This window comes from Chelativorans sp. J32 (assembly GCF_000518985.1).
GTDB lineage: Bacteria > Pseudomonadota > Alphaproteobacteria > Rhizobiales > Rhizobiaceae > Chelativorans.
Map to the genome: position 1 here is coordinate 495,507 of NZ_JAEQ01000001.1, position 17,595 is coordinate 513,101.

Below are 17,595 nucleotides of genomic sequence, written 5' to 3' on the forward strand. Positions count from 1 at the left end.
AAGGGAGCGAGTGTCGATGGCTCAGATTATTGATGGAAAGGCCGCCGCAGCGAAAATCCTGGAGAACGTCACGAAGGGAGCCGAAGAGCTGAAGACGCGCGGCGTCACTCCCGGTCTCGCGGTGGTGATCGTCGGTGAGGACCCGGCAAGCCAGGTCTATGTCGCCTCAAAGTCGAAGAAGGCGACGGAGTGCGGCTTCCATTCGGTACAGCATTCGTTGCCGGAGAACACATCCGAGGACGAACTGGTCTCGTTGGTTGAGGACCTTAACCGCGATCCCGCGATCCACGGCATCCTGGTCCAGCTTCCGCTGCCCAAACATATCAATTCCGACCGTATCATTTACACGATCGCGCCGGAAAAGGACGTCGATGGCTTCCACATCCTGAATGTCGGCATGCTGGGAACAGGAGCGATCGCAAAGGCCCTGGTGCCTTGCACGCCGGCCGGTGCCATGCTTCTGATCGAGGGAGTACGCGGCAAGGATCTTTCGGGCCTGTCGGCCGTCGTCATCGGCCGCTCGAATATCGTCGGCAAGCCCATGGCCAATCTGCTGCTGGCGGCGAATGCGACGGTTACGATCGCCCACAGCCGCACGGCCGACCTGGCCGCCGTCTGCCGAAATGCCGATATCGTGGTAGCCGCGGTGGGGCGGCCTCAGATGGTTAAGGGTGAATGGATCAAACCCGGCGCCACCGTCATCGATGTCGGCATTAACCGAATACCCGCGCCGGAGAAGGGCGAAGGCAAGACGAGGCTCGTCGGCGACGTGGACTATGCGGAAGCGGAGAAGGTCGCCGGTTCCATCACGCCGGTGCCGGGAGGTGTCGGTCCGATGACGATCGCCATGCTGATGGCCAATACATTGGCCGCTGCAAACAGGGCTTCCGGCCGGGACACGCCTGACCTCTGATTCAGAGGGCCAGCATTCGCCAGGCCAGTCCGGCGGCAGCAGCAGAAAGCAGAACGACCGGCAGCGGCATTCCCAGTCGGAAAATCGCCAAAATGGAAAAAGCCGTCAGCACTGCTGCCGGCTCGTTCACGCTCGACCAGACGGGCACCTCGACACTGATGCCATAGCCTTTCCAGAGGACGAGCTCGCCGAAGAGCATGTGCAGCGAGAACCAGATCGCAAGATTGAGGATGACCCCGACGACAGCCGCCGTGATTGCCGACATTGCGCCTGTTATCGCGCGGTTCTCCCGAAGAGTTTCGATGAAGGGCGCGCCGAGGAAGATCCAGAGGAAGCAAGGTACGAAGGTGACCCAGGTGGTCAGCACCGCGCCGAGTGTAGCTGCGACCATCGGGTCGAGCGGACCGGGATCGCGGAAAGCACCCATGAAACCGACGAATTGAAGCACCATGATCAGCGGACCTGGCGTGGTCTCCGCCATTCCGAGACCGTCCAGCATCTCCCCCGGCCGCAGCCAGCCGTAATGTTCGACGGCAAGCTGCGCCACATAGGCCAGCACCGCGTAGGCACCACCGAAGGTAACAACCGCCATCTGGCTGAAGAGAAGGGCTATCTGGCTGAAGACATTGTCCAGCCCCATGGTTGCGATGATCAGCCCGACGGGTACCAGCCAGAGCGTCAGCAGGAACGCCGAAATTTTGATCAACCAGGCGATGTCCGGCCTCGTTTGCGTCGGAACACGTTCTCCCAGGACGGATTCCCGGTCAGCGAGCGCGCCGGCGGCTTTGCCGTGGCTGCCCGTCTGGAAGAGGCGCGAGCCGGCGCGTGTACCGGCATAGCCGATGACGGCCGCTGCAAGGACGATGATTGGGAAGGGTATGTCGAAGAAGAAGATCGCAATGAACGCGGCCGCTGCAAGGGCCAGCATGGCCATGTTCTTCAGTGCACGCTTGCCGATGCGTACCACCGCTTCGAGAACGACGGCGAGCACCGCCGCTTTCAGCCCGAAAAACAGGCCCTCGACGATCCTGACATTGCCGAAAGCTGCATAGACATAGCTGAGCGCCAGGATGGAGAAAAACCCGGGCAGTACAAAGAGCGTGCCTGCGACGACGCCTCCCGCCGTTCGGTGCATGAGCCAGCCGATATAGACTGCGAGTTGCTGCGCCTCCGGTCCGGGAAGCAGCATGCAGTAATTGAGCGCGTGGAGGAAGCGGGTCTCACCGATCCAGCGCTTCTCCTCGACAACGATCCTATGCATGACGGCGATCTGGCCGGCGGGGCCGCCGAAGCTCAGGGCCGCTACCCTGAGCCACACTTTCACGCCCTCCGAGAACGGAATGCCGTGATCCTGGGCAGCCGGCTGCCTTGCCTCTTCGGGTGAGGCCTTGGGCATGGGGGAAGGCGTTTCAGAGCCCATAGGAGCAAGATTCCCAGAACCGCCACTAGGCGTGGCCCAAGTATTGCAAGCGGTCAAGAGAGGTTGGCGATGTCCTTCAGGCTTCAGTTCACCGGCTGCAAGGGTTGGTCGATCGCACGTCCCGCGACATTGGCCGGCCGGCGGATCTTCTCGGTTACATCGTGGAATTCGTAGATATTCGCATCGTTCGGAAAGAAGAAGATGCGGTCCGGGAGAATAGGGAAATTCGCTCCCAGATAGTTGTTGAACACCACGCGATAGCTGTTCACGGGCGTGATGTCGGAACGCAAGGACCCGTAGTCCTTGTTCGGGAAGAAATATGCATTGAGTATTCCGGTCTTGATCCGGAGACCATCGACCGGCGAATCCTGCCAGGGTATGCTCCAGTCCCGCTCCGGAAAGGGACCTTCATCGGCCTGGATGATGATGATTGGCGGTTCCCGGTCAGGGCTTTGAAGCGTGGTGACGATCTCCTCAATGATCTTGTTGGCATATGCGATGCCATCGACATAGCCCTGATCTTCGCCCCGTTTGATCTGTTCTTGCAGAGTGAGGCACCGGCCTTCCGGCGTGAAAACGAAAGGCCCATGCGTGACCAGGAAATGCGCAAAGACATAGACCGGCTTGTCACGCTCGCCGATCGCCTTGATCTCTTCTACCTGCGGGCCGACGCGCTGGCATTGCGCATTGTCCCAATCTAGCCGCATGGTCAGCGGTCTTCGCGGTAGAATGTGCGATACGGGCAGTGCGGCCGTCGTCCGGAGGTAGATCATCTCGAACTCGCTGAACCCGTGCGGATGATTCTCCTTCGCGAGCGGATTGTCGTAAGTGCCGACCCACCACGAGCCGAACTGCAGGAAGTCGTAGCCTTGGGATATCAGGAACTTGCTCGCGCGGGTCTCGTCCAGCATCTCATAGATGGGGCGCCAGTTGCTGCCCTTTGCCCGCGGGTCGTCACCCAGCAGGTTAAGGTAGTCCATATAGAGCGTAGAAGCCAGGGAATGGCCGGTTTTCTGGTAATTGGAGTTGCTGTCGCGAGCGACATAGAAACCACGCTGTTCCAGGAACCGGCCAATCGCGCTGTTGTCGATTCCGAAATGCTGCTGCAGGATCGGCTCAGAAGCATAGCGATCGAAGATGAAGTGGTAGATGTCGGGCGGCCTTTTGCTCGAAATGCGTTCCCCTGCCGGCGCTATGAATGGATCGATTTCCGCCATGGCGCGGTCGAGGTTGTAAATCTCGCGCGCGGCCCCGTTTCGCCATTCGTAGCTGACTGTGTTCCATATGGGCGTTATGAGGAGCACGGCGGCGATGCCGGTCAGGACGCTGTGGACGAGGCCCGAGGCTCTTCGCAGCAAGATGGCAAGCGCCGTGACCGCCACGAGAATTGCGAAGGCGTAGGGGAGTGTCTTCGCCATCGAGAAGCTGCCTTGGACGATGCCGTTCACGTCCTTGAAAAGCTGCCCGTAAAAGAGAAGACCCACCACCCATATACTTGAAATGATCGTGGTCAGCCGGTCCAGGCGCCGGCGCAGGAGCGCCACCAACAGATAAACCGCCAGCGCAAAGAGAAGCACGCCTACCAGGGATGGAAGGACATCCGCGAGACCGGCATGGTCGAGATTGCGGGCCATGACGGCCAGAACGGACGCCGCCGCGAACAGGAATGGGTGGAAGGGATAGCTGCCATCCGTAGGGATGAAACGGTGTCGCTTCTTCTTCGCCGCCGGCGCTGCTTCCCCCATCGGCTGTTCAATATCGGCCATGTCGAAACCTCTGCGGTGGCCGGCGGAGGCCGGCCATGTCCTCTGGAAAACTTATCAGCTTCTCTGGATGCATCTAGCCGGCTCACATTTTATGTGACAATTTCATGACGTTTTTACAAAGCTAGAGGGAACGTCCGAACGCTGATCGCGTTCCAGCACAGTTGGGACGACGTCATCAGAAGAAAGGCAGGGCAGATGCACCTCAAGATTGCATCTCATCTATTTCCGGTCACGCTTTCGCTGCTGTTCGTCGGCATCTCCACTTCCGGTGCGCACGCATATCTGGATGCCGGAACGGGAAGCATGATTCTCCAGGTGCTGCTGGGCGGCCTGGCCGGTCTGGCGATCGCCGGAAAGCTCTATTGGCACAAATTCCTGATCGCCATAGGTGTCCGCCGCGAAGACCCTCAGGCGCTGGAAGCCAAGAAGGACGTCTCCAACGCGCAGGCTGATAGGTGAACGAGTCAAGCCCGCTGAAGAGAGACGCCGCAATCATCGCCGAAAGCATCGCGGCCACGCAGGTTGCGTCAGTAGAGCCTGAGCCAGGTTCGTATCGAGATCGCAACGGCGCGGTGTTCTATCGCGGCGAGCGCGTGTTCAGATATTTGAGCCCGCGAGCGCTCGACAATTGGCGCCGCTTGGAGCAGGCGCCTTTCTTTCAAAAACTCAGCGACGAAGGCCGTGTGGTGGAGACACACACGGTCGATCCATTGGCCGCAGGAGTCGATCTCGGACGATGGGGAGGCATAGTGGAGCATGCGCGGATACCGTTCATCTCCTACCCGTACGAGTGGTCCTTCGGCATGCTGAAAGATGCGGCGCTGCTGCATCTGGAACTGATGCGCCAGGCATTGGCGGCCGATATGATCCTGAAGGATTCTTCGGCCTACAATGTCCAATGGAACGGCGTCCGGCCCGTTTTCATCGACATTCCCTCCTTCGAGCCGCTTCGGCAGGGCGAGCCATGGGTGGGCTACCGCCAGTTCTGCGAACTCTTCCTCTATCCGCTGATGCTGCAGGCGTATAAAGGCGCGGATTTCCGCCCTTGGCTGCGCGGCAGGGTGGACGGGATTCCGGCTGAGGACATGCGGGGGCTGATGTCATCGCGTGATCTGCTGCGGCCGGGTGTTCTTCTGCATGTTGCCGCTCAGGCGGCGCTGCAGAAACGTTATTCGGGGGGAGGGCAGAACGTTCGCGGCGCGCTTGCAGAGGCGGGTTTCGGCAAAGCTTTGATAGAGCGCAATGTCGGAAAGCTTGCCAAGCTCGTCGAAGGGCTCCAACCGGCAAATACCAAAACCACCTGGGCCGATTACGACCGCACGCATTCTTACGACGACGCCGAACTGACCAAGAAGATCGAGTTCGTGCGCAGGTCGGCAGCAACGCGCCATTGGCATCTTGCCTGGGATCTCGGCTGCAACACGGGCACCTTCTCCCGGCTCGTGGCCGAGCATTCCGATTATGTCGTTGCGATGGACGGCGACTGGATGGCCATTGAGCACCTGTATCAGCGCCAGAAAGCCGCGGACGCGTCCGAGAACATTTTGCCGCTGGTGATGAATCTGGCGGACGCATCGCCAAGCCAGGGCTGGCGCAACGCCGAGCGGAAGGCAATCACCGAGAGGGGAAGACCTGAGCTCACCTTGTGTCTGGCGCTTGTCCACCACATCGTCATTTCAGCCAATATTCCGCTTGCCGAGTTCATCAGCTGGCTTGCAGGCTTGGGAACCTCGCTCGTGATCGAGTTCGTCGGCCGGGAGGATGAGATGGTGCAGACACTGCTCGCCAACAAGGACGATCAGTACGACGATTACCATCCGGAGATCTTCCGCGACCTTCTCTCGGCCCGGTTCGATATTCAATCAGAGCAGCCGCTGAAGGGTGGAAAGCGGCACATCTACTTCGCCACAGTGCGATAGAGACGGCGTCATTCGGCGAAGATCGCCGCACCTTGATCAGCCCGTGAAACGATCTGCCGGAAGCTTGCGAAGAGTTCCCGTCCCATGCCGTAATGCTCGTGTGAGAGGTCGGCTGAAGCAGGGGCTCGTGCGGCGAATTCCTCTGCGTCGACCAGGGCTTCCACCGTTCCCGCCTCGGCGTCCAGCCGCACGATGTCGCCATCCTTGATTCGTGCGATGGGCCCTGCGTCCGCCGCCTCGGGGGTGACGTGAATGGCTGCGGGAACCTTGCCGGATGCGCCGGACATCCGGCCATCGGTGAGGAGCGCTACCTTGTGACCCCGGTCTTGCAGCACTCCGAGCACGGGCGTCAGCTTATGCAATTCAGGCATGCCGTTGGCCTTCGGCCCTTGGAAGCGGAGGACGGCGATGAAGTCGCGATCAAGCTCGCCGGCCTTGAAAGCGGCCTGAAGCTCCTCCTGGGCGTGAAAGACGATCGCCGGCGCCTCGATGATCCTGTGCTGCGGCTTGACGGCCGAGGTTTTGATGATGGCCTGACCCAGATTGCCCTTGAGCACGCGGATGCCGCCCGTGGGCTGGAACGCCTTCGTCACCGGTACGAGGACCTTCTCATCACCGCTTTCCTTCGGTGCGGGTTGCCGCACGACCGAGCCATCAGGGCCGAGCCTTGCTTCAATCGCGTATTGCCGCAGGCCCGGGCCCCAGACCGTCAGTACGTCCTCATGCAGGAGCCCGGCGTCGAGAAGCTCGCGGATGAGAAAGCCGATGCCGCCAGCGGCATGAAAATGGTTCACGTCTGCCAGGCCGTTGGGATAGACCCGCGCCAATAGCGGAACGTGCTCGGAAATTTCTGCGATATCGCCCCAGGTGAGCTTGATGCCTGCAGCCGCAGCCATCGCCACCAGATGCATGGTATGATTGGTCGATCCGCCGGTCGCATTGAGCCCGACCACCCCATTGACGACGGAACGCTCGTCGATCATGCGGCCCGCAGGTGTGAATTCATTGCCGAGTGCGGTGATCGCGAGAGCGCGCTTCGCGGCTTCCTTTGTCAACGCATCGCGCAGGGGCGTGTTGGGATTGACGAAGGAAGAGCCCGGTGTGTGCAGCCCCATGATTTCCATCAGCATCTGATTGGAGTTGGCAGTCCCATAGAAGGTGCAGGTGCCGGGTCCGTGGTAGGATTTGGATTCGGCGTCGAGCAGCGCTTCGCGCCCGACCTTGCCCTCCGCATAGAGTTGGCGGATCCTCGCCTTCTCGTCATTTGGAAGACCGGTGGTCATAGGTCCCGCGGGAATAAACACAGCGGGCAAGTGGCCGAAAGTGAGGGCCGCGATGGTGAGCCCCGGCACGATCTTATCGCATATGCCCAGATAAACGGCGGCATCGAACATGTTGTGCGAGAGGCCGACAGCCGTCGACAGCGCGATCACGTCACGCGAGAAGAGGGAGAGTTGCATCCCCGGTTGGCCCTGGGTGACGCCATCGCACATGGCCGGCACGCCGGCGGCGACCTGCGCGACCCCGCCCGCTTCACGTGCGGCCTCCTTGATGAGCTCGGGAAAGGTCTCGTATGGCTGGTGCGCGGAAAGCATATCATTGTAGGCGGTGATGATCCCCAAATTGGGAACTGTGTCGCCGGCAAGCGCCTGCTTATCGTGCGGTGCGCAGGCGGCAAAGCCGTGAGCGAGGTTTCCGCAGGAGAGAGTGGCGCGATGAACCCCCTTCGACGCTGCGTCGTCCACGCGGCTGAGATAGGCTTCGCGGCTTGCACGCGAACGCTCGCGGATACGGGCTGTGATGGCTTCGATTTCTCGCCTTGCTGTCATGGTCCTGTCCTGCACGATCCCGGTTGGCCGAGCCTCTGGGAATATCGAGATGTCAGGGCGTCGTTCGACCGGGCGCCCAGTAGATGGAAACGGGGGCGGCTGCCTGTTCCACCGCAATTCGGATGGGCAGTTTTGCGCCGTCTGCCGAGAGGGTCGTTTCCAGCACCTGACGCTTTTCCTCCCCTTCGATATGAACGGCGATGAAACGCGCTTGGGAGATCAGCGGCATGGAGAGTGTCAGGCGAGGTTCGCCGGCGCTTTTCGCGTAAATCGGCAGCACACGCCGATCTTGCACCTGCATCTTCAGCGCGATGTCCTCCGCGTCCGGAAAAAAGGAAGCGGTGTGTCCATCCGGACCCATGCCGAGCACGACCACATCCAATGGGAGGGGGATCTCCCCGATCTTTTCGTCCGCTCTTTCAGCGGCGTCTTCGACAGTTTCGGTCGGCTGGTAAAGACCGATGAAATTCGCCTTTGCGGCGTTGTTTTGCAGTAAATGCCGGCTGGCAAGAGCGGCATTCGAACGTTCGGAGGAGGGAGGCACGAAACGCTCGTCGACGAGCGTGATGGTTACCCGCGTCCAATCGATCTCCTGACGCGAAAGCGCGCGAAAGAAGGGGGGCGGGGTGCTGCCACCCGATACGGCGATGCTTGCCGCACCGCGTTTCTCGATCGCGTCGGCAAGATGCATCGCCACGGTTTCGGCGAGCGCTTCCGCCAGCACCTCGCTTCCAGTGAAATCATGCCAGAGGACGTCCGCCATCAAAAGCTCTCGTGCCATGTGCGGCCGTCGCGCTCGATGAGGGCGATCGAGGCCGAAGGGCCCCAGGTGCCGGCGGTATAGGCCTGCACCGCCTGCCCACGCTCTTCCCATGCCGCAAGGATCGGATCGATCCAGCGCCATGCGGCCTCCACCTCGTCACGACGCATGAAAAGGGTCTGGTTCCCCCGGATCACGTCCATGATGAGCCGTTCATAGGCATCCGGATTACGTTCATGGAACGATTCCGCGAAGCTCATATCGAGCGGTATTTGACGCAGCCGCATTCCCCCGGGGCCGGGATCCTTGATCATGATCCATTGCTTCACGCCTTCGTCGGGCTGCAGGCGGATGACGAGCTGGTTGGCGAAGATCCGCCCCGCGGCCTCTCCGAAGATTGAATGCGGGATTGGCTTGAACTCGATCACGATTTCAGAAACGCGTGTGGCCATGCGCTTGCCCGTGCGCAGGTAGAATGGCACGCCCGCCCAGCGCCAATTGCCGATCTCTGCCTTCACGGCGACGAATGTCTCCGTACCGCTGACCCCGGCGGAAAGTTCTTCCAGATAGCCTTTAACGGCGCCGCCATTCGAGGCGCCCGCGCGGTATTGTCCGCGTACGGTTACGCGTTCCGCATTGAATGCGTCGATCGGCTTGAGGGCGCGCAGGACCTTGAGCTTCTCGTCGCGGACGGCATCGGCTTCAAGAGAGGCGGGAACCTCCATTGCAACGAGACAAAGAAGCTGCAGGATGTGGTTCTGGACCATGTCGCGAAGCGCGCCTGCCTTGTCGTAATAGTCGGCCCGCCCCTCAAGGCCGACGGATTCGGCGACCGTGATCTGCACGTGGTCGACATGTGCCGAATTCCAGAGCGGTTCGTAGAGCGCGTTGGCAAAGCGCAAGGCCATCAGGTTCTGAACCGTCTCCTTGCCGAGATAATGATCGATGCGGAAGATACGGGCTTCATCGAACACCCGGCCGATCGCGTTATTGACCTCCTTGGCAGTCTCCAAGCTGCGCCCGATGGGCTTCTCCACGATGACCCGGGACGTAGGGGTAGCGATGCCGTGGGCGTCGATCTGGCTGACGATGACGCCGAAAAGGGAAGGCGCGACGGCCAGATAGAAGGCGCGGATATTCGTGCTGTCTCCGACCGCCGCTTTGAGGTCTTCGAAGCCCCGTCCGGTGGTTGCATCCGCCGATACATAAGAGAGACGGGCCAGAAAGCGCTCGAGTTCGCGCTCGTCTATGTCTGCCCTGGAAACGTGGGCGTTGATCGCCTCTTTCGCGAAGGAGCGGTACTGCTCGTCGCTCAGCTCGGAGCGGGAGGAACCGATGATTCGCGTCGGTCCGCTGAACTGGCCAGCCCGCTGGCGCTGGTAAAGCGCCGGCAACAACTTGCGCTCGCAGAGGTCACCAGTTGCCCCGAAGACGATGAGGTCGAAGGGGTCGACCGGTATAGTCTGGCTTGTCATTGGCTTTGCGTCCGTTCTGTCGTGGTCGCTACATAGTCTAATCGATTTAATAAGGCCAGAGCCCTGTGGCCGTCCTTTTGCCGCAGTGCAGCAGGACGGCTCGTCAAGCAGAGGATAGGCGTGAAAACTCGTCTTGCAAGCCGGGCACGTCGCCGGCCTAGATCCTATCACGCAGTGCGTACCAATTGAGAGCGAGGAACAACAGTGCGTGACGGAAGCGTGTTCCGCCCGGAAAAGCCGGTATTCTCAGATCTTCCAACAGCCGCAGGCGTTCCCGGTTTCCTGCAACTGCTTCCGCGTAGAGGCGTCCCATGAAATTTGCCAGCATTACGCCGTGGCCCGAATATCCTCCGGCGGTGATCACATTTGGCATCACTTCGCGAACAAATGGCCGTCGCGGCATGGTGATGCCGACAGAGCCTCCCCAGGCATGGGTGAGTTCGATATCGCGGAGATCCGGGTAGACTTCCGCGATCTGGCGGCGGATTTGGCTTCGGATTTCTCGCGGGCTTGATTTGGAATAGACCTCGCGTCCGCCGAAAAGCAGCCGGTCGTCCTTTGTCTTTCTGAAATAACGGACGACAAAGCGGGAATCGTCCACGCTCTCTCCGCCGGGAAGCACGGGACTGTCCGGTCTGAGCGGCACGGTAGCCCCAATGAAGGAGCCGATGGGCAGGAGATGAGCGGCCGTCGAGGGCTCCAGATTGCCGGTATAGGCATCAGTTGCGATCAGGCACTTGTCGGCGGTGATCGAACCGAAGGGGGTCGTAATCCGCACTTTCCCCGAGAGTGTGTTGATGTGCGTGGCCTTCGTTTCCTCGAACAGATGGGCGCCCGCAGCCGCTGCCACGCGCGCGGTGCCCACCACGAGCTTCAAAGGGTGAATATGCCCCGTCCCGGTGTCGCGAAGGCCGCCGAAATAGCGCGTCGAGCCCAAGCGTTCCGCGGTCTCCCGGCCATCCATGAAGGTAAGATGGGGATAGGAATAGCGCTCGCGCATGATATCGACATGCGTGCGATAGGCCTCCAGATAGCGCCGCTTGTGCGCCACTGAGAGATGCCCGGGCACGTAGTCGATTTCGATCCCGTTTGTCTGCGCGAAGTCGAGGAGATGCGCCTTGGCCTCTTCAGCCAAATCGAAGAGTACCTTCGATCTCGCATAGCCCAGATCGGCCTCGAGTTCTTCCGCCCAGGCGCGTTGGCCTGTGCCCAACTGGCCGCCATTGCGGCCGGAAGCGCCGTCACCTACCCGATGCGCTTCGATCAGAACGACGTCCACACCCAGCTGAGCCAGGTGGGCGGCTGCGGAAAGACCGGTAAAGCCACCGCCGATGATTGCCACGTCCGCCCGCCTGTCACCGTCGAGCCGCGGGTACTGCGGTCTCTCGCCCACAGTCGCTTCGTACCAGGACAGGCCGGGTGAGATCGGGGATTGGTATGGCATGGGATGAGGGAGATAGGGCAGTAGGGTAATGTGCTCAACAGGTTGAGAGCTTGCGGATGAGAAGCCTCAGGAGCTTTCCGACGCTTTCGCTACACGTCATCAACGGTGCGATCGCTCCTCTTGTTGCAAAGCCAATCCGTTCAGCAGGAAGAGAATGCGTTTCTAACTCCTTCAGCGACTCCTGCGCGGTTCTCCAGAACTGCTGATACGAGCCGGAGTTCTCACGCCCGTAACCTTCCGCAATACTGGCAGGCACCGAACTTGCAGCCCTGCTCGCTTGACTGGTAAGGCCATAGATCTCCTCTTTGGGCCAACCCTTCGTCAGGTAAGTTGCCACGGCGAGATCCATAGCTTGCTGCCAGTCGAGGAGGTCCTTGTAGGACTCGATCTTTGCCGACATCTCTACTGCCCTACTGCCCTACTGCCCTACTGCCCTACTGCCCTACACATTCAACAACAGATATTCCCGCTCCCACGGGCTGATGACCTTCATGAAGGTCTCGAATTCTGCCCGCTTGATTGCGGCGTAGGTACTGGCGAAGAGTTCGCCGACCATATCGCAGAGCGCCGCATCGCCCTCGAAAAGGGCGACTGCCTCGAGCAAGCCGCGCGGCAGGTCGATCACGTCGGTATTCACTGCGGTGCCGGCCGGCGCATCCGGCTCGATCTTTTCAAGAATGCCGATAAGGCCGCAGGCAAGCGAGGCGGCAAGCGCGAGGTAGGGATTGGCGTCGGACGAGGGAATGCGGTTCTCCACGCGCCTGGAGCTCGGGTCCGAGCGCGGCACGCGGAACGCGGTGGTGCGGTTGTCGTAACCCCAGTGCGTGTTGACCGGCGCCGAGCCGCCCTGCGTCAGCCGGCGATAGGAATTCACGTAGGGCGCAAGCATGATCAGTGCGTTCGGCACGTGTCGCTGCAGCCCGCCGATGAAATGGCGGAACATCTCCGTCTCTTCCCCGGCTTCGTCGGAAAAAACGTTGCGGCCGCCCTTCAACGTGACGACCGACTGATGGATGTGCATGGCCGAACCCGGCTGGTCCTGTATCGGCTTGGCCATGAAGGTGGCGTACATATCGTGCTTGAGGGCCGCTTCCCTGATCGTTCTCTTGAAGAGGAACACCTGGTCGGCAAGCTCGACCGGATCACCGTGGCGCAGGTTGATTTCGAGTTGCCCCGCACCCTCCTCGTGAATCAGCGTGTCGATCTCCAGCCCCTGGCTTTCGGAGAAATGATAGATGTCGTCAATCAGCTCGTCGAACTCGTTGACGCCCGCGATGGAATATCCCTGTCCGCCTCCGATCGGCCTTCCGGATCGCCCGACGGGTGGCGTGAGCGGATAGTCGGGATCCGGGTTTTTGTGAACGAGATAGAATTCGATCTCAGGCGCGACGATGGGCTTCAGGCCGTATTCGGCATATTTGGCGACCACCCGCCTCAGAACATTGCGCGGGGCGAACTCGACCACACGGCCATCCTGATGGGCAAGATCGCAGATGACCTGGGCAGTCGGGTCGGTTTCCCACGGCACCGCCGAAAGCGTTGAGAGATCGGGCACAAGTTTCAGGTCGCCGTCATCCTCGGGATAGGTGAACCCGTTGCCATCTTCCGGATACTCGCCGGAGATCGTCGCCATGAAGACTGCGGAAGGCAGCGCAAGCGACGTATTGGATATGAACTTCTTGGACGGCATCATCTTGCCGCGTGCGACGCCCGCCTGGTCAGGCGCGATGCATTCGATGTCCTCGATGCCGCGCCATTCGAGCCAGGCCCGTGCTTCCTTCCATCCCTTCACACCGCGCAAATTCTTCAAAAATGCCGGAGTCCGGCGTCCGCCTCTGTTGGTGCGGCTTGCCTTGCTGTCGTCTAACATCAATCACCAGGAATGCTTTAATGGCGGGAGTATAGCCTTGGCGCAAAGCAGAAGGGAAGGGGGACCGATTGCGGAACGTTCGATTGCGAGGCGCTCTCACCCGCAATTGAATGGCTAGATCGCACCATCCTTTGCAAGTCGTTCCACAACCGGCTGCAGTATTTCCGGCGTAATCGGCTTGGCGACGACCGCATCCACGAGCCCCTCATAGCGCACACTGCCTTGCTGGGAAGGCTCGGCGATGAGCACGATGCGCGGGAGATTGCTCATATGCGACTGCCGTCGGCTGGCAAGCTCTTCAATTAGCGCATCCAGGTTAGTTTGCTGCCCTTCGTCAATGATCACCATTGCCGGACATTTCGCGACGAATGCTTCTAGCGCCGCTTCGTGATCCACGGCGGTTGGTTTCAGGTAAATGCGCTCGAGCATGCGGGAGATGACGATGCGATTAACCGGTGAAGCAGCAACGACAAGAATTCGGCTGTGATCCGCGCACCCGACGGAAGGGGTGGCTCGGCCTGAACCTCCAAGGCCGTTTCGTCCCATGTTCTCCTCACCTGGTTTCGGCAGAAACGCCGGGTTCAATGCATGGTTGCGTTTATGCGGCGGCATACTCGCCATAGGAGGGCTCATGTCAACCCGCTTAATCGTACGGGTTGCAAATAATAAAAGTTCGCTCTCCCGCGCTCAATTCCTCCTTAAGAAGGTATTGGCACGTGAGAGGCGCCTCGTGCAGGCCGGCTTCAAATCGGCACGGAACTTAGGTGTTCCTGCGCAGGTTGAAAAAACTGCCGGAAGAATTCCGGCGGGCAGCGGCGATCGAGATCCGCGGAAAACCGACAGTGGAAATGTATGCTTCCACAGCTAATTTCGCCCCTTGTGGCACTTTGCAAACGACAATAGGTTTGCCGCTAATTTCCCCGGATTCCCAAGGGCGGGAGGCGGGCCGAAACTGGTCGACTATGGGAGATAGGTGATGAACCCGAAAGCTGCTCTGCTCTCCGCCGTTTCCGTCGCAGCGGTGTTGTTTGCCGCAGGCGCCGTGGCGCAGGAGCGCACCGTTAATGTCTACAACTGGTCCGATTACATCGACGAGTCGATTCTGCAGGAGTTTACGGCCGAAACCGGAATCAAGGTAGTCTACGATGTGTTCGATTCCAACGAGATCGTCGAGACCAAGCTCCTCGCGGGCGGCACGGGCTATGATGTCGTCGTTCCCTCCGGCGAGTTCCTGGCGCGGCAGATCGAGGCCGGCGTGTTTCAGAAGCTCGACAAGTCGAAGCTGCCCAATCTTGCGAATATGTGGGATTTCGTGTCCGAGCGGACGGCGGTCTACGACCCCGGTAACGAATATTCAGTCAATTACATGTGGGGCACGACAGGCATCGGCTACAACAAGGCTAAGGTGAAAGAGGCGCTCGGTACCGATGTGATCGATTCGTGGGACGCGATCTTCAAGCCCGAAGTTGCCTCCAAGCTCGCCGGTTGCGGCATCCATGTGCTGGACGCCTCGTCCGAGATTGCGCATGCGGCGCTGAATTATCTCGGCCTCGATCCCAACAGCGACAAGCCCGAGGATTTTGAAAAGGTCGAGGCGCTGTTGCTTTCCGTCCGGCCCAATATCCGCAAGTTCCACTCGTCCGAATATATCAATGCACTCGCCAACGGCGACATCTGCGTGGCGGTGGGCTATTCGGGCGACATCTTCCAGGCGCGCGACCGGGCGGCAGAAGCGGATCAGGGCGTGGAGATCGCCTACTCTATTCCGAAGGAAGGGGCGCAGATGTGGTTCGACCAGATGGCCATTCCCGCCGACGCGCCTCATGTGGAAGAAGCCCACGAGTTCATCAATTATATGATGCGCCCGGAAGTGATCGCCAAAGCGTCGAACTACGTCTTCTACGCCAACGGCAACAAGGCCTCGCAGGAACTGCTCGACGCTGAGGTGGTCGATGATCCGGCCGTTTACCCGGACGAGGCTACGCTGCAAAAACTTTTCACGGCGAAGCCATATGATGCGCGCGCGCAGCGCCTGCTCACGCGGATGTGGACCAAGGTGGTCACTGGGCAGTAACGGTAAATCGCAGCCCGGCAACCGCCGGGCTTTCTACCGCCTCGGGGTGGGGCAGGGACGGAGCAGGCCATGGCGTCGCTTGGCAGCATTCGCAGGAGCTTTGCGCCTTGGGCGGACCCCAAGGCGAAGCCCTATATCCGCTTTGAGAACGTAACCAAGCGCTTCAGCGACTTCGTCGCCGTCGATGACCTCTCCCTTTCCATTTACGAGAGGGAGTTCTTCGCTCTTCTAGGCGCCTCGGGTTGTGGCAAGACCACTCTTCTGCGCATGCTGGCTGGCTTCGAACAGCCGACATCTGGCCGCATCCTCCTCGACGGGCAGGATTTGCGCGGCGTGCCGCCCTACCGCCGCCCGGTGAACATGATGTTTCAGTCCTATGCGCTTTTCCCGCATATGACCGTCGAGGCCAATATCGCTTTCGGGTTGAAACAGGATCGTATGCCTAAGGCCGAGATTGCCGAGCGCGTGAGGCAGATGCTCAAGCTCGTGAAGCTCGAGCCGTTTGCAAAACGCAAGCCACACCAGCTTTCCGGCGGTCAGCGGCAGCGGGTGGCGCTCGCCCGCTCGCTTGCCAAGCGGCCGAAGGTGCTGTTGCTCGACGAGCCGCTCGGAGCTCTGGACAAGAAGCTGCGGGAGGAGACCCAGTTCGAACTGATGGATCTTCAGCACGATCTGGGCCTCACCTTCGTCGTGGTGACCCATGACCAGGAAGAAGCCATGACCATGGCGGATCGGATCGCCATTATGGACAAGGGGCGCGTGCTGCAGGTGGCGACGCCAGCCGAAATCTATGAGGCGCCAGCCTCCCGCTTCGTGGCGGATTTCATCGGTTCGATCAATATTTTCGAGGGATCGCTGGTGAAGGAGAGCGCTGGCATGACGGAGATCCGCGACACGAGCGGTGCGGATTTCCGTGTGGCGGCCCCGGCTCGGGCTGCACCGGGAGACCTTGTCTGGCTCGCCATCCGTCCGGAGAAGATGCGCGTTTCCCGAGAGCGCCCGCCGGAGGCGGAAAATGCGCTGAACGGGGAAGTCTGGGACATCGCCTATTTGGGGGATATGACGATCTACAATGTGAAGCTTGATGATGGGCGTATCGTCAAGGCGAGCATGATCAACAGCATGCGCCGGCTGGAGGATGCGCTCACCTGGCACGACCGGGCCTGGATCTCCTTTCCAGCCGATGCCGGTGTGGTTCTGGCGGAATGATCATGCGAAAGCTTGTTTCAGGCCTCGGCGGGCGGGCCGTCATCGCCGTTCCCTATCTTTGGCTCTTCATTTTCTTTCTGGTCCCCTTCTTCATCGTGCTGAAGATATCGCTTTCGCAGGTGACGATCGCGATTCCCCCTTATATTCCCGTCTTCAATTGGCAGGACGGGCTGGCGGGGTTTTTCCAGAAGCTCGGAGCGCTCTCCCTCGACAACTATTTGTGGCTGGCAGACGATCCGCTCTATGTGAACGCCTATCTGTCCAGTCTGCGAATCGCAGCCGTTTCGACGCTTCTCACGCTGCTCGTCGGGTATCCTTTGGCCTATGGAATGGCACGTGCGCCGCTCGCCGTTCGGCCGATCCTGCTGATGATGGTGATCCTGCCATTCTGGACCAGCTTTCTGATCCGCGTCTATGCGTGGATCGGAATCCTGAAACCGGAAGGGCTTCTCAATCAGTTCCTTATGTTCCTCGGCATTATCGATCAGCCGCTTGTCATCGCCAACACGACGACCGCGGTCTATATCGGCATTGTCTACTCTTACCTGCCCTTCATGGTGCTGCCGCTCTATGCGACGCTCGAGAAGATGGATTACTCGCTGATCGAAGCGGCAGAAGATCTCGGCTGCACGCCGCTTGCCGCCTTCTGGAAGATCACCTTCCCGCTTTCGTTGGCCGGCGTGCTGGCCGGATGCATGCTGGTCTTCATCCCGGCAGTGGGCGAGTTCGTCATCCCTGATCTCCTGGGCGGTTCAGGGACGCTTATGATCGGGAAGACGCTTTGGAACGAGTTCTTCGCCAATCGTGACTGGCCGGTTTCCTCGGCGGTGGCGATCGTGCTTCTGCTCATCCTGGTCCTGCCGATCGTTTACTTCCAGCGGGCGCAAGCACGGGCGCAGGAAAGGGCGGGCTAGCC

Annotated in this window: 15 protein-coding genes; 6 read left to right on the plus strand and 9 right to left on the minus strand. The window is 60.2% G+C overall.

Going from position 1 to position 17,595, the window contains the following annotated elements; translation table 11 throughout:
* The first annotated feature begins 16 nt into the window (after window positions 1-16).
* Window positions 17-913: a bifunctional methylenetetrahydrofolate dehydrogenase/methenyltetrahydrofolate cyclohydrolase gene (locus tag CHEJ32_RS0102405; protein WP_028032416.1), complete on the plus strand. Its 897-nt coding sequence runs from the start codon at window positions 17-19 to the stop codon at window positions 911-913.
* Between the two features lies 1 nt (window position 914).
* Here the strand turns inward: CHEJ32_RS0102405 and chrA are convergent, their stop codons facing one another.
* Both chrA and CHEJ32_RS0102415 read right to left on the minus strand, forming a co-directional pair.
* Window positions 915-2,309, minus strand: a complete 1,395-nt coding sequence (chrA, locus tag CHEJ32_RS0102410; RefSeq protein WP_028032417.1) for a chromate efflux transporter — start codon at window positions 2,307-2,309, stop codon at window positions 915-917.
* A gap of 107 nt (window positions 2,310-2,416) precedes the next feature.
* Window positions 2,417-4,099, minus strand: coding sequence for a hypothetical protein (locus tag CHEJ32_RS0102415; protein WP_028032418.1), 1,683 nt, complete (start codon window positions 4,097-4,099; stop codon window positions 2,417-2,419).
* A 195-nt stretch (window positions 4,100-4,294) separates the two neighbouring features.
* On the opposite strand from CHEJ32_RS0102415, the gene CHEJ32_RS23715 reads away from it, so the two are divergent.
* A complete protein-coding gene (locus tag CHEJ32_RS23715) occupies window positions 4,295-4,558 on the plus strand; it encodes a hypothetical protein (RefSeq protein WP_034657707.1) in 264 nt (87 codons plus the stop codon).
* Window positions 4,555-6,018, plus strand: a complete 1,464-nt coding sequence (locus tag CHEJ32_RS23720) for a class I SAM-dependent methyltransferase (RefSeq protein WP_051469346.1) — start codon at window positions 4,555-4,557, stop codon at window positions 6,016-6,018. The genes CHEJ32_RS23715 and CHEJ32_RS23720 overlap by 4 nt, the downstream gene beginning before the upstream one ends.
* Before the next feature lie 8 nt (window positions 6,019-6,026).
* On the opposite strand, the gene edd is transcribed toward CHEJ32_RS23720, so the two are convergent.
* The 7 genes from edd to CHEJ32_RS23725 form a co-directional block, all read right to left on the minus strand.
* The gene (gene edd / locus CHEJ32_RS0102430) at window positions 6,027-7,847 is read right to left on the minus strand and encodes a phosphogluconate dehydratase (RefSeq protein WP_028032419.1); all 1,821 of its coding nucleotides are present in this window, start codon (window positions 7,845-7,847) and stop codon (window positions 6,027-6,029) included.
* 52 nt (window positions 7,848-7,899) lie between these two features.
* Window positions 7,900-8,610: a 6-phosphogluconolactonase gene (pgl, locus tag CHEJ32_RS0102435; protein ID WP_028032420.1), complete on the minus strand. Its 711-nt coding sequence runs from the start codon at window positions 8,608-8,610 to the stop codon at window positions 7,900-7,902.
* On the minus strand, window positions 8,610-10,082 hold the full coding sequence (zwf, locus tag CHEJ32_RS0102440) for a glucose-6-phosphate dehydrogenase (RefSeq protein ID WP_028032421.1): 1,473 nt from the start codon (window positions 10,080-10,082) through the stop codon (window positions 8,610-8,612). The genes pgl and zwf overlap by 1 nt, the downstream gene beginning before the upstream one ends.
* A 157-nt stretch (window positions 10,083-10,239) precedes the next feature.
* Window positions 10,240-11,526: an FAD-binding oxidoreductase gene (locus CHEJ32_RS0102445; RefSeq protein WP_028032422.1), complete on the minus strand. Its 1,287-nt coding sequence runs from the start codon at window positions 11,524-11,526 to the stop codon at window positions 10,240-10,242.
* A 34-nt stretch (window positions 11,527-11,560) separates the two neighbouring features.
* Entirely contained in the window at window positions 11,561-11,926 is a 366-nt protein-coding gene (locus CHEJ32_RS0102450) for a four helix bundle protein (protein ID WP_028032423.1), read from the minus strand.
* 42 nt (window positions 11,927-11,968) lie between these two features.
* Complete coding sequence (locus CHEJ32_RS0102455; RefSeq protein WP_028032424.1) at window positions 11,969-13,396, minus strand: glutamine synthetase family protein; 1,428 nt, start codon at window positions 13,394-13,396, stop codon at window positions 11,969-11,971.
* A gap of 114 nt (window positions 13,397-13,510) precedes the next feature.
* A complete protein-coding gene (locus tag CHEJ32_RS23725) occupies window positions 13,511-13,942 on the minus strand; it encodes a two-component system response regulator (protein ID WP_051469350.1) in 432 nt (143 codons plus the stop codon).
* 430 nt (window positions 13,943-14,372) lie between these two features.
* Here CHEJ32_RS23725 and CHEJ32_RS0102465 point away from each other — a divergent pair, with 430 nt between their 5' ends.
* From CHEJ32_RS0102465 to CHEJ32_RS0102475, 3 genes are all read left to right on the plus strand, one after another.
* The gene (locus CHEJ32_RS0102465) at window positions 14,373-15,470 is read left to right on the plus strand and encodes a polyamine ABC transporter substrate-binding protein (RefSeq protein WP_028032425.1); all 1,098 of its coding nucleotides are present in this window, start codon (window positions 14,373-14,375) and stop codon (window positions 15,468-15,470) included.
* A 69-nt stretch (window positions 15,471-15,539) separates the two neighbouring features.
* Window positions 15,540-16,679, plus strand: coding sequence for an ABC transporter ATP-binding protein (locus CHEJ32_RS0102470; RefSeq protein WP_028032426.1), 1,140 nt, complete (start codon window positions 15,540-15,542; stop codon window positions 16,677-16,679).
* A gap of 2 nt (window positions 16,680-16,681) precedes the next feature.
* On the plus strand, window positions 16,682-17,593 hold the full coding sequence (locus CHEJ32_RS0102475) for an ABC transporter permease subunit (protein ID WP_028032427.1): 912 nt from the start codon (window positions 16,682-16,684) through the stop codon (window positions 17,591-17,593).
* Window positions 17,594-17,595: the final 2 nt, after the last annotated feature.

Excerpts from the sequence above, each read along its gene's own strand:
- CHEJ32_RS0102405 (WP_028032416.1), top strand. The coding sequence starts at position 17 with ATGGCTCAGATTATTGATGGAAAGGCCGCCGCAGCGAAAATCCTGGAG.
- chrA (WP_028032417.1), bottom strand. The coding sequence starts at position 2,309 with ATGCCCAAGGCCTCACCCGAAGAGGCAAGGCAGCCGGCTGCCCAGGAT.
- CHEJ32_RS0102415 (WP_028032418.1), bottom strand. The coding sequence starts at position 4,099 with ATGGCCGATATTGAACAGCCGATGGGGGAAGCAGCGCCGGCGGCGAAG.
- CHEJ32_RS23715 (WP_034657707.1), top strand. The coding sequence starts at position 4,295 with ATGCACCTCAAGATTGCATCTCATCTATTTCCGGTCACGCTTTCGCTG.
- edd (WP_028032419.1), bottom strand. The coding sequence starts at position 7,847 with ATGACAGCAAGGCGAGAAATCGAAGCCATCACAGCCCGTATCCGCGAG.
- pgl (WP_028032420.1), bottom strand. The coding sequence starts at position 8,610 with ATGGCGGACGTCCTCTGGCATGATTTCACTGGAAGCGAGGTGCTGGCG.
- zwf (WP_028032421.1), bottom strand. The coding sequence starts at position 10,082 with ATGACAAGCCAGACTATACCGGTCGACCCCTTCGACCTCATCGTCTTC.
- CHEJ32_RS0102445 (WP_028032422.1), bottom strand. The coding sequence starts at position 11,526 with ATGCCATACCAATCCCCGATCTCACCCGGCCTGTCCTGGTACGAAGCG.
- CHEJ32_RS0102450 (WP_028032423.1), bottom strand. The coding sequence starts at position 11,926 with ATGTCGGCAAAGATCGAGTCCTACAAGGACCTCCTCGACTGGCAGCAA.
- CHEJ32_RS0102455 (WP_028032424.1), bottom strand. The coding sequence starts at position 13,396 with ATGTTAGACGACAGCAAGGCAAGCCGCACCAACAGAGGCGGACGCCGG.
- CHEJ32_RS23725 (WP_051469350.1), bottom strand. The coding sequence starts at position 13,942 with ATGGGACGAAACGGCCTTGGAGGTTCAGGCCGAGCCACCCCTTCCGTC.
- CHEJ32_RS0102465 (WP_028032425.1), top strand. The coding sequence starts at position 14,373 with ATGAACCCGAAAGCTGCTCTGCTCTCCGCCGTTTCCGTCGCAGCGGTG.
- CHEJ32_RS0102470 (WP_028032426.1), top strand. The coding sequence starts at position 15,540 with ATGGCGTCGCTTGGCAGCATTCGCAGGAGCTTTGCGCCTTGGGCGGAC.
- CHEJ32_RS0102475 (WP_028032427.1), top strand. The coding sequence starts at position 16,682 with ATGCGAAAGCTTGTTTCAGGCCTCGGCGGGCGGGCCGTCATCGCCGTT.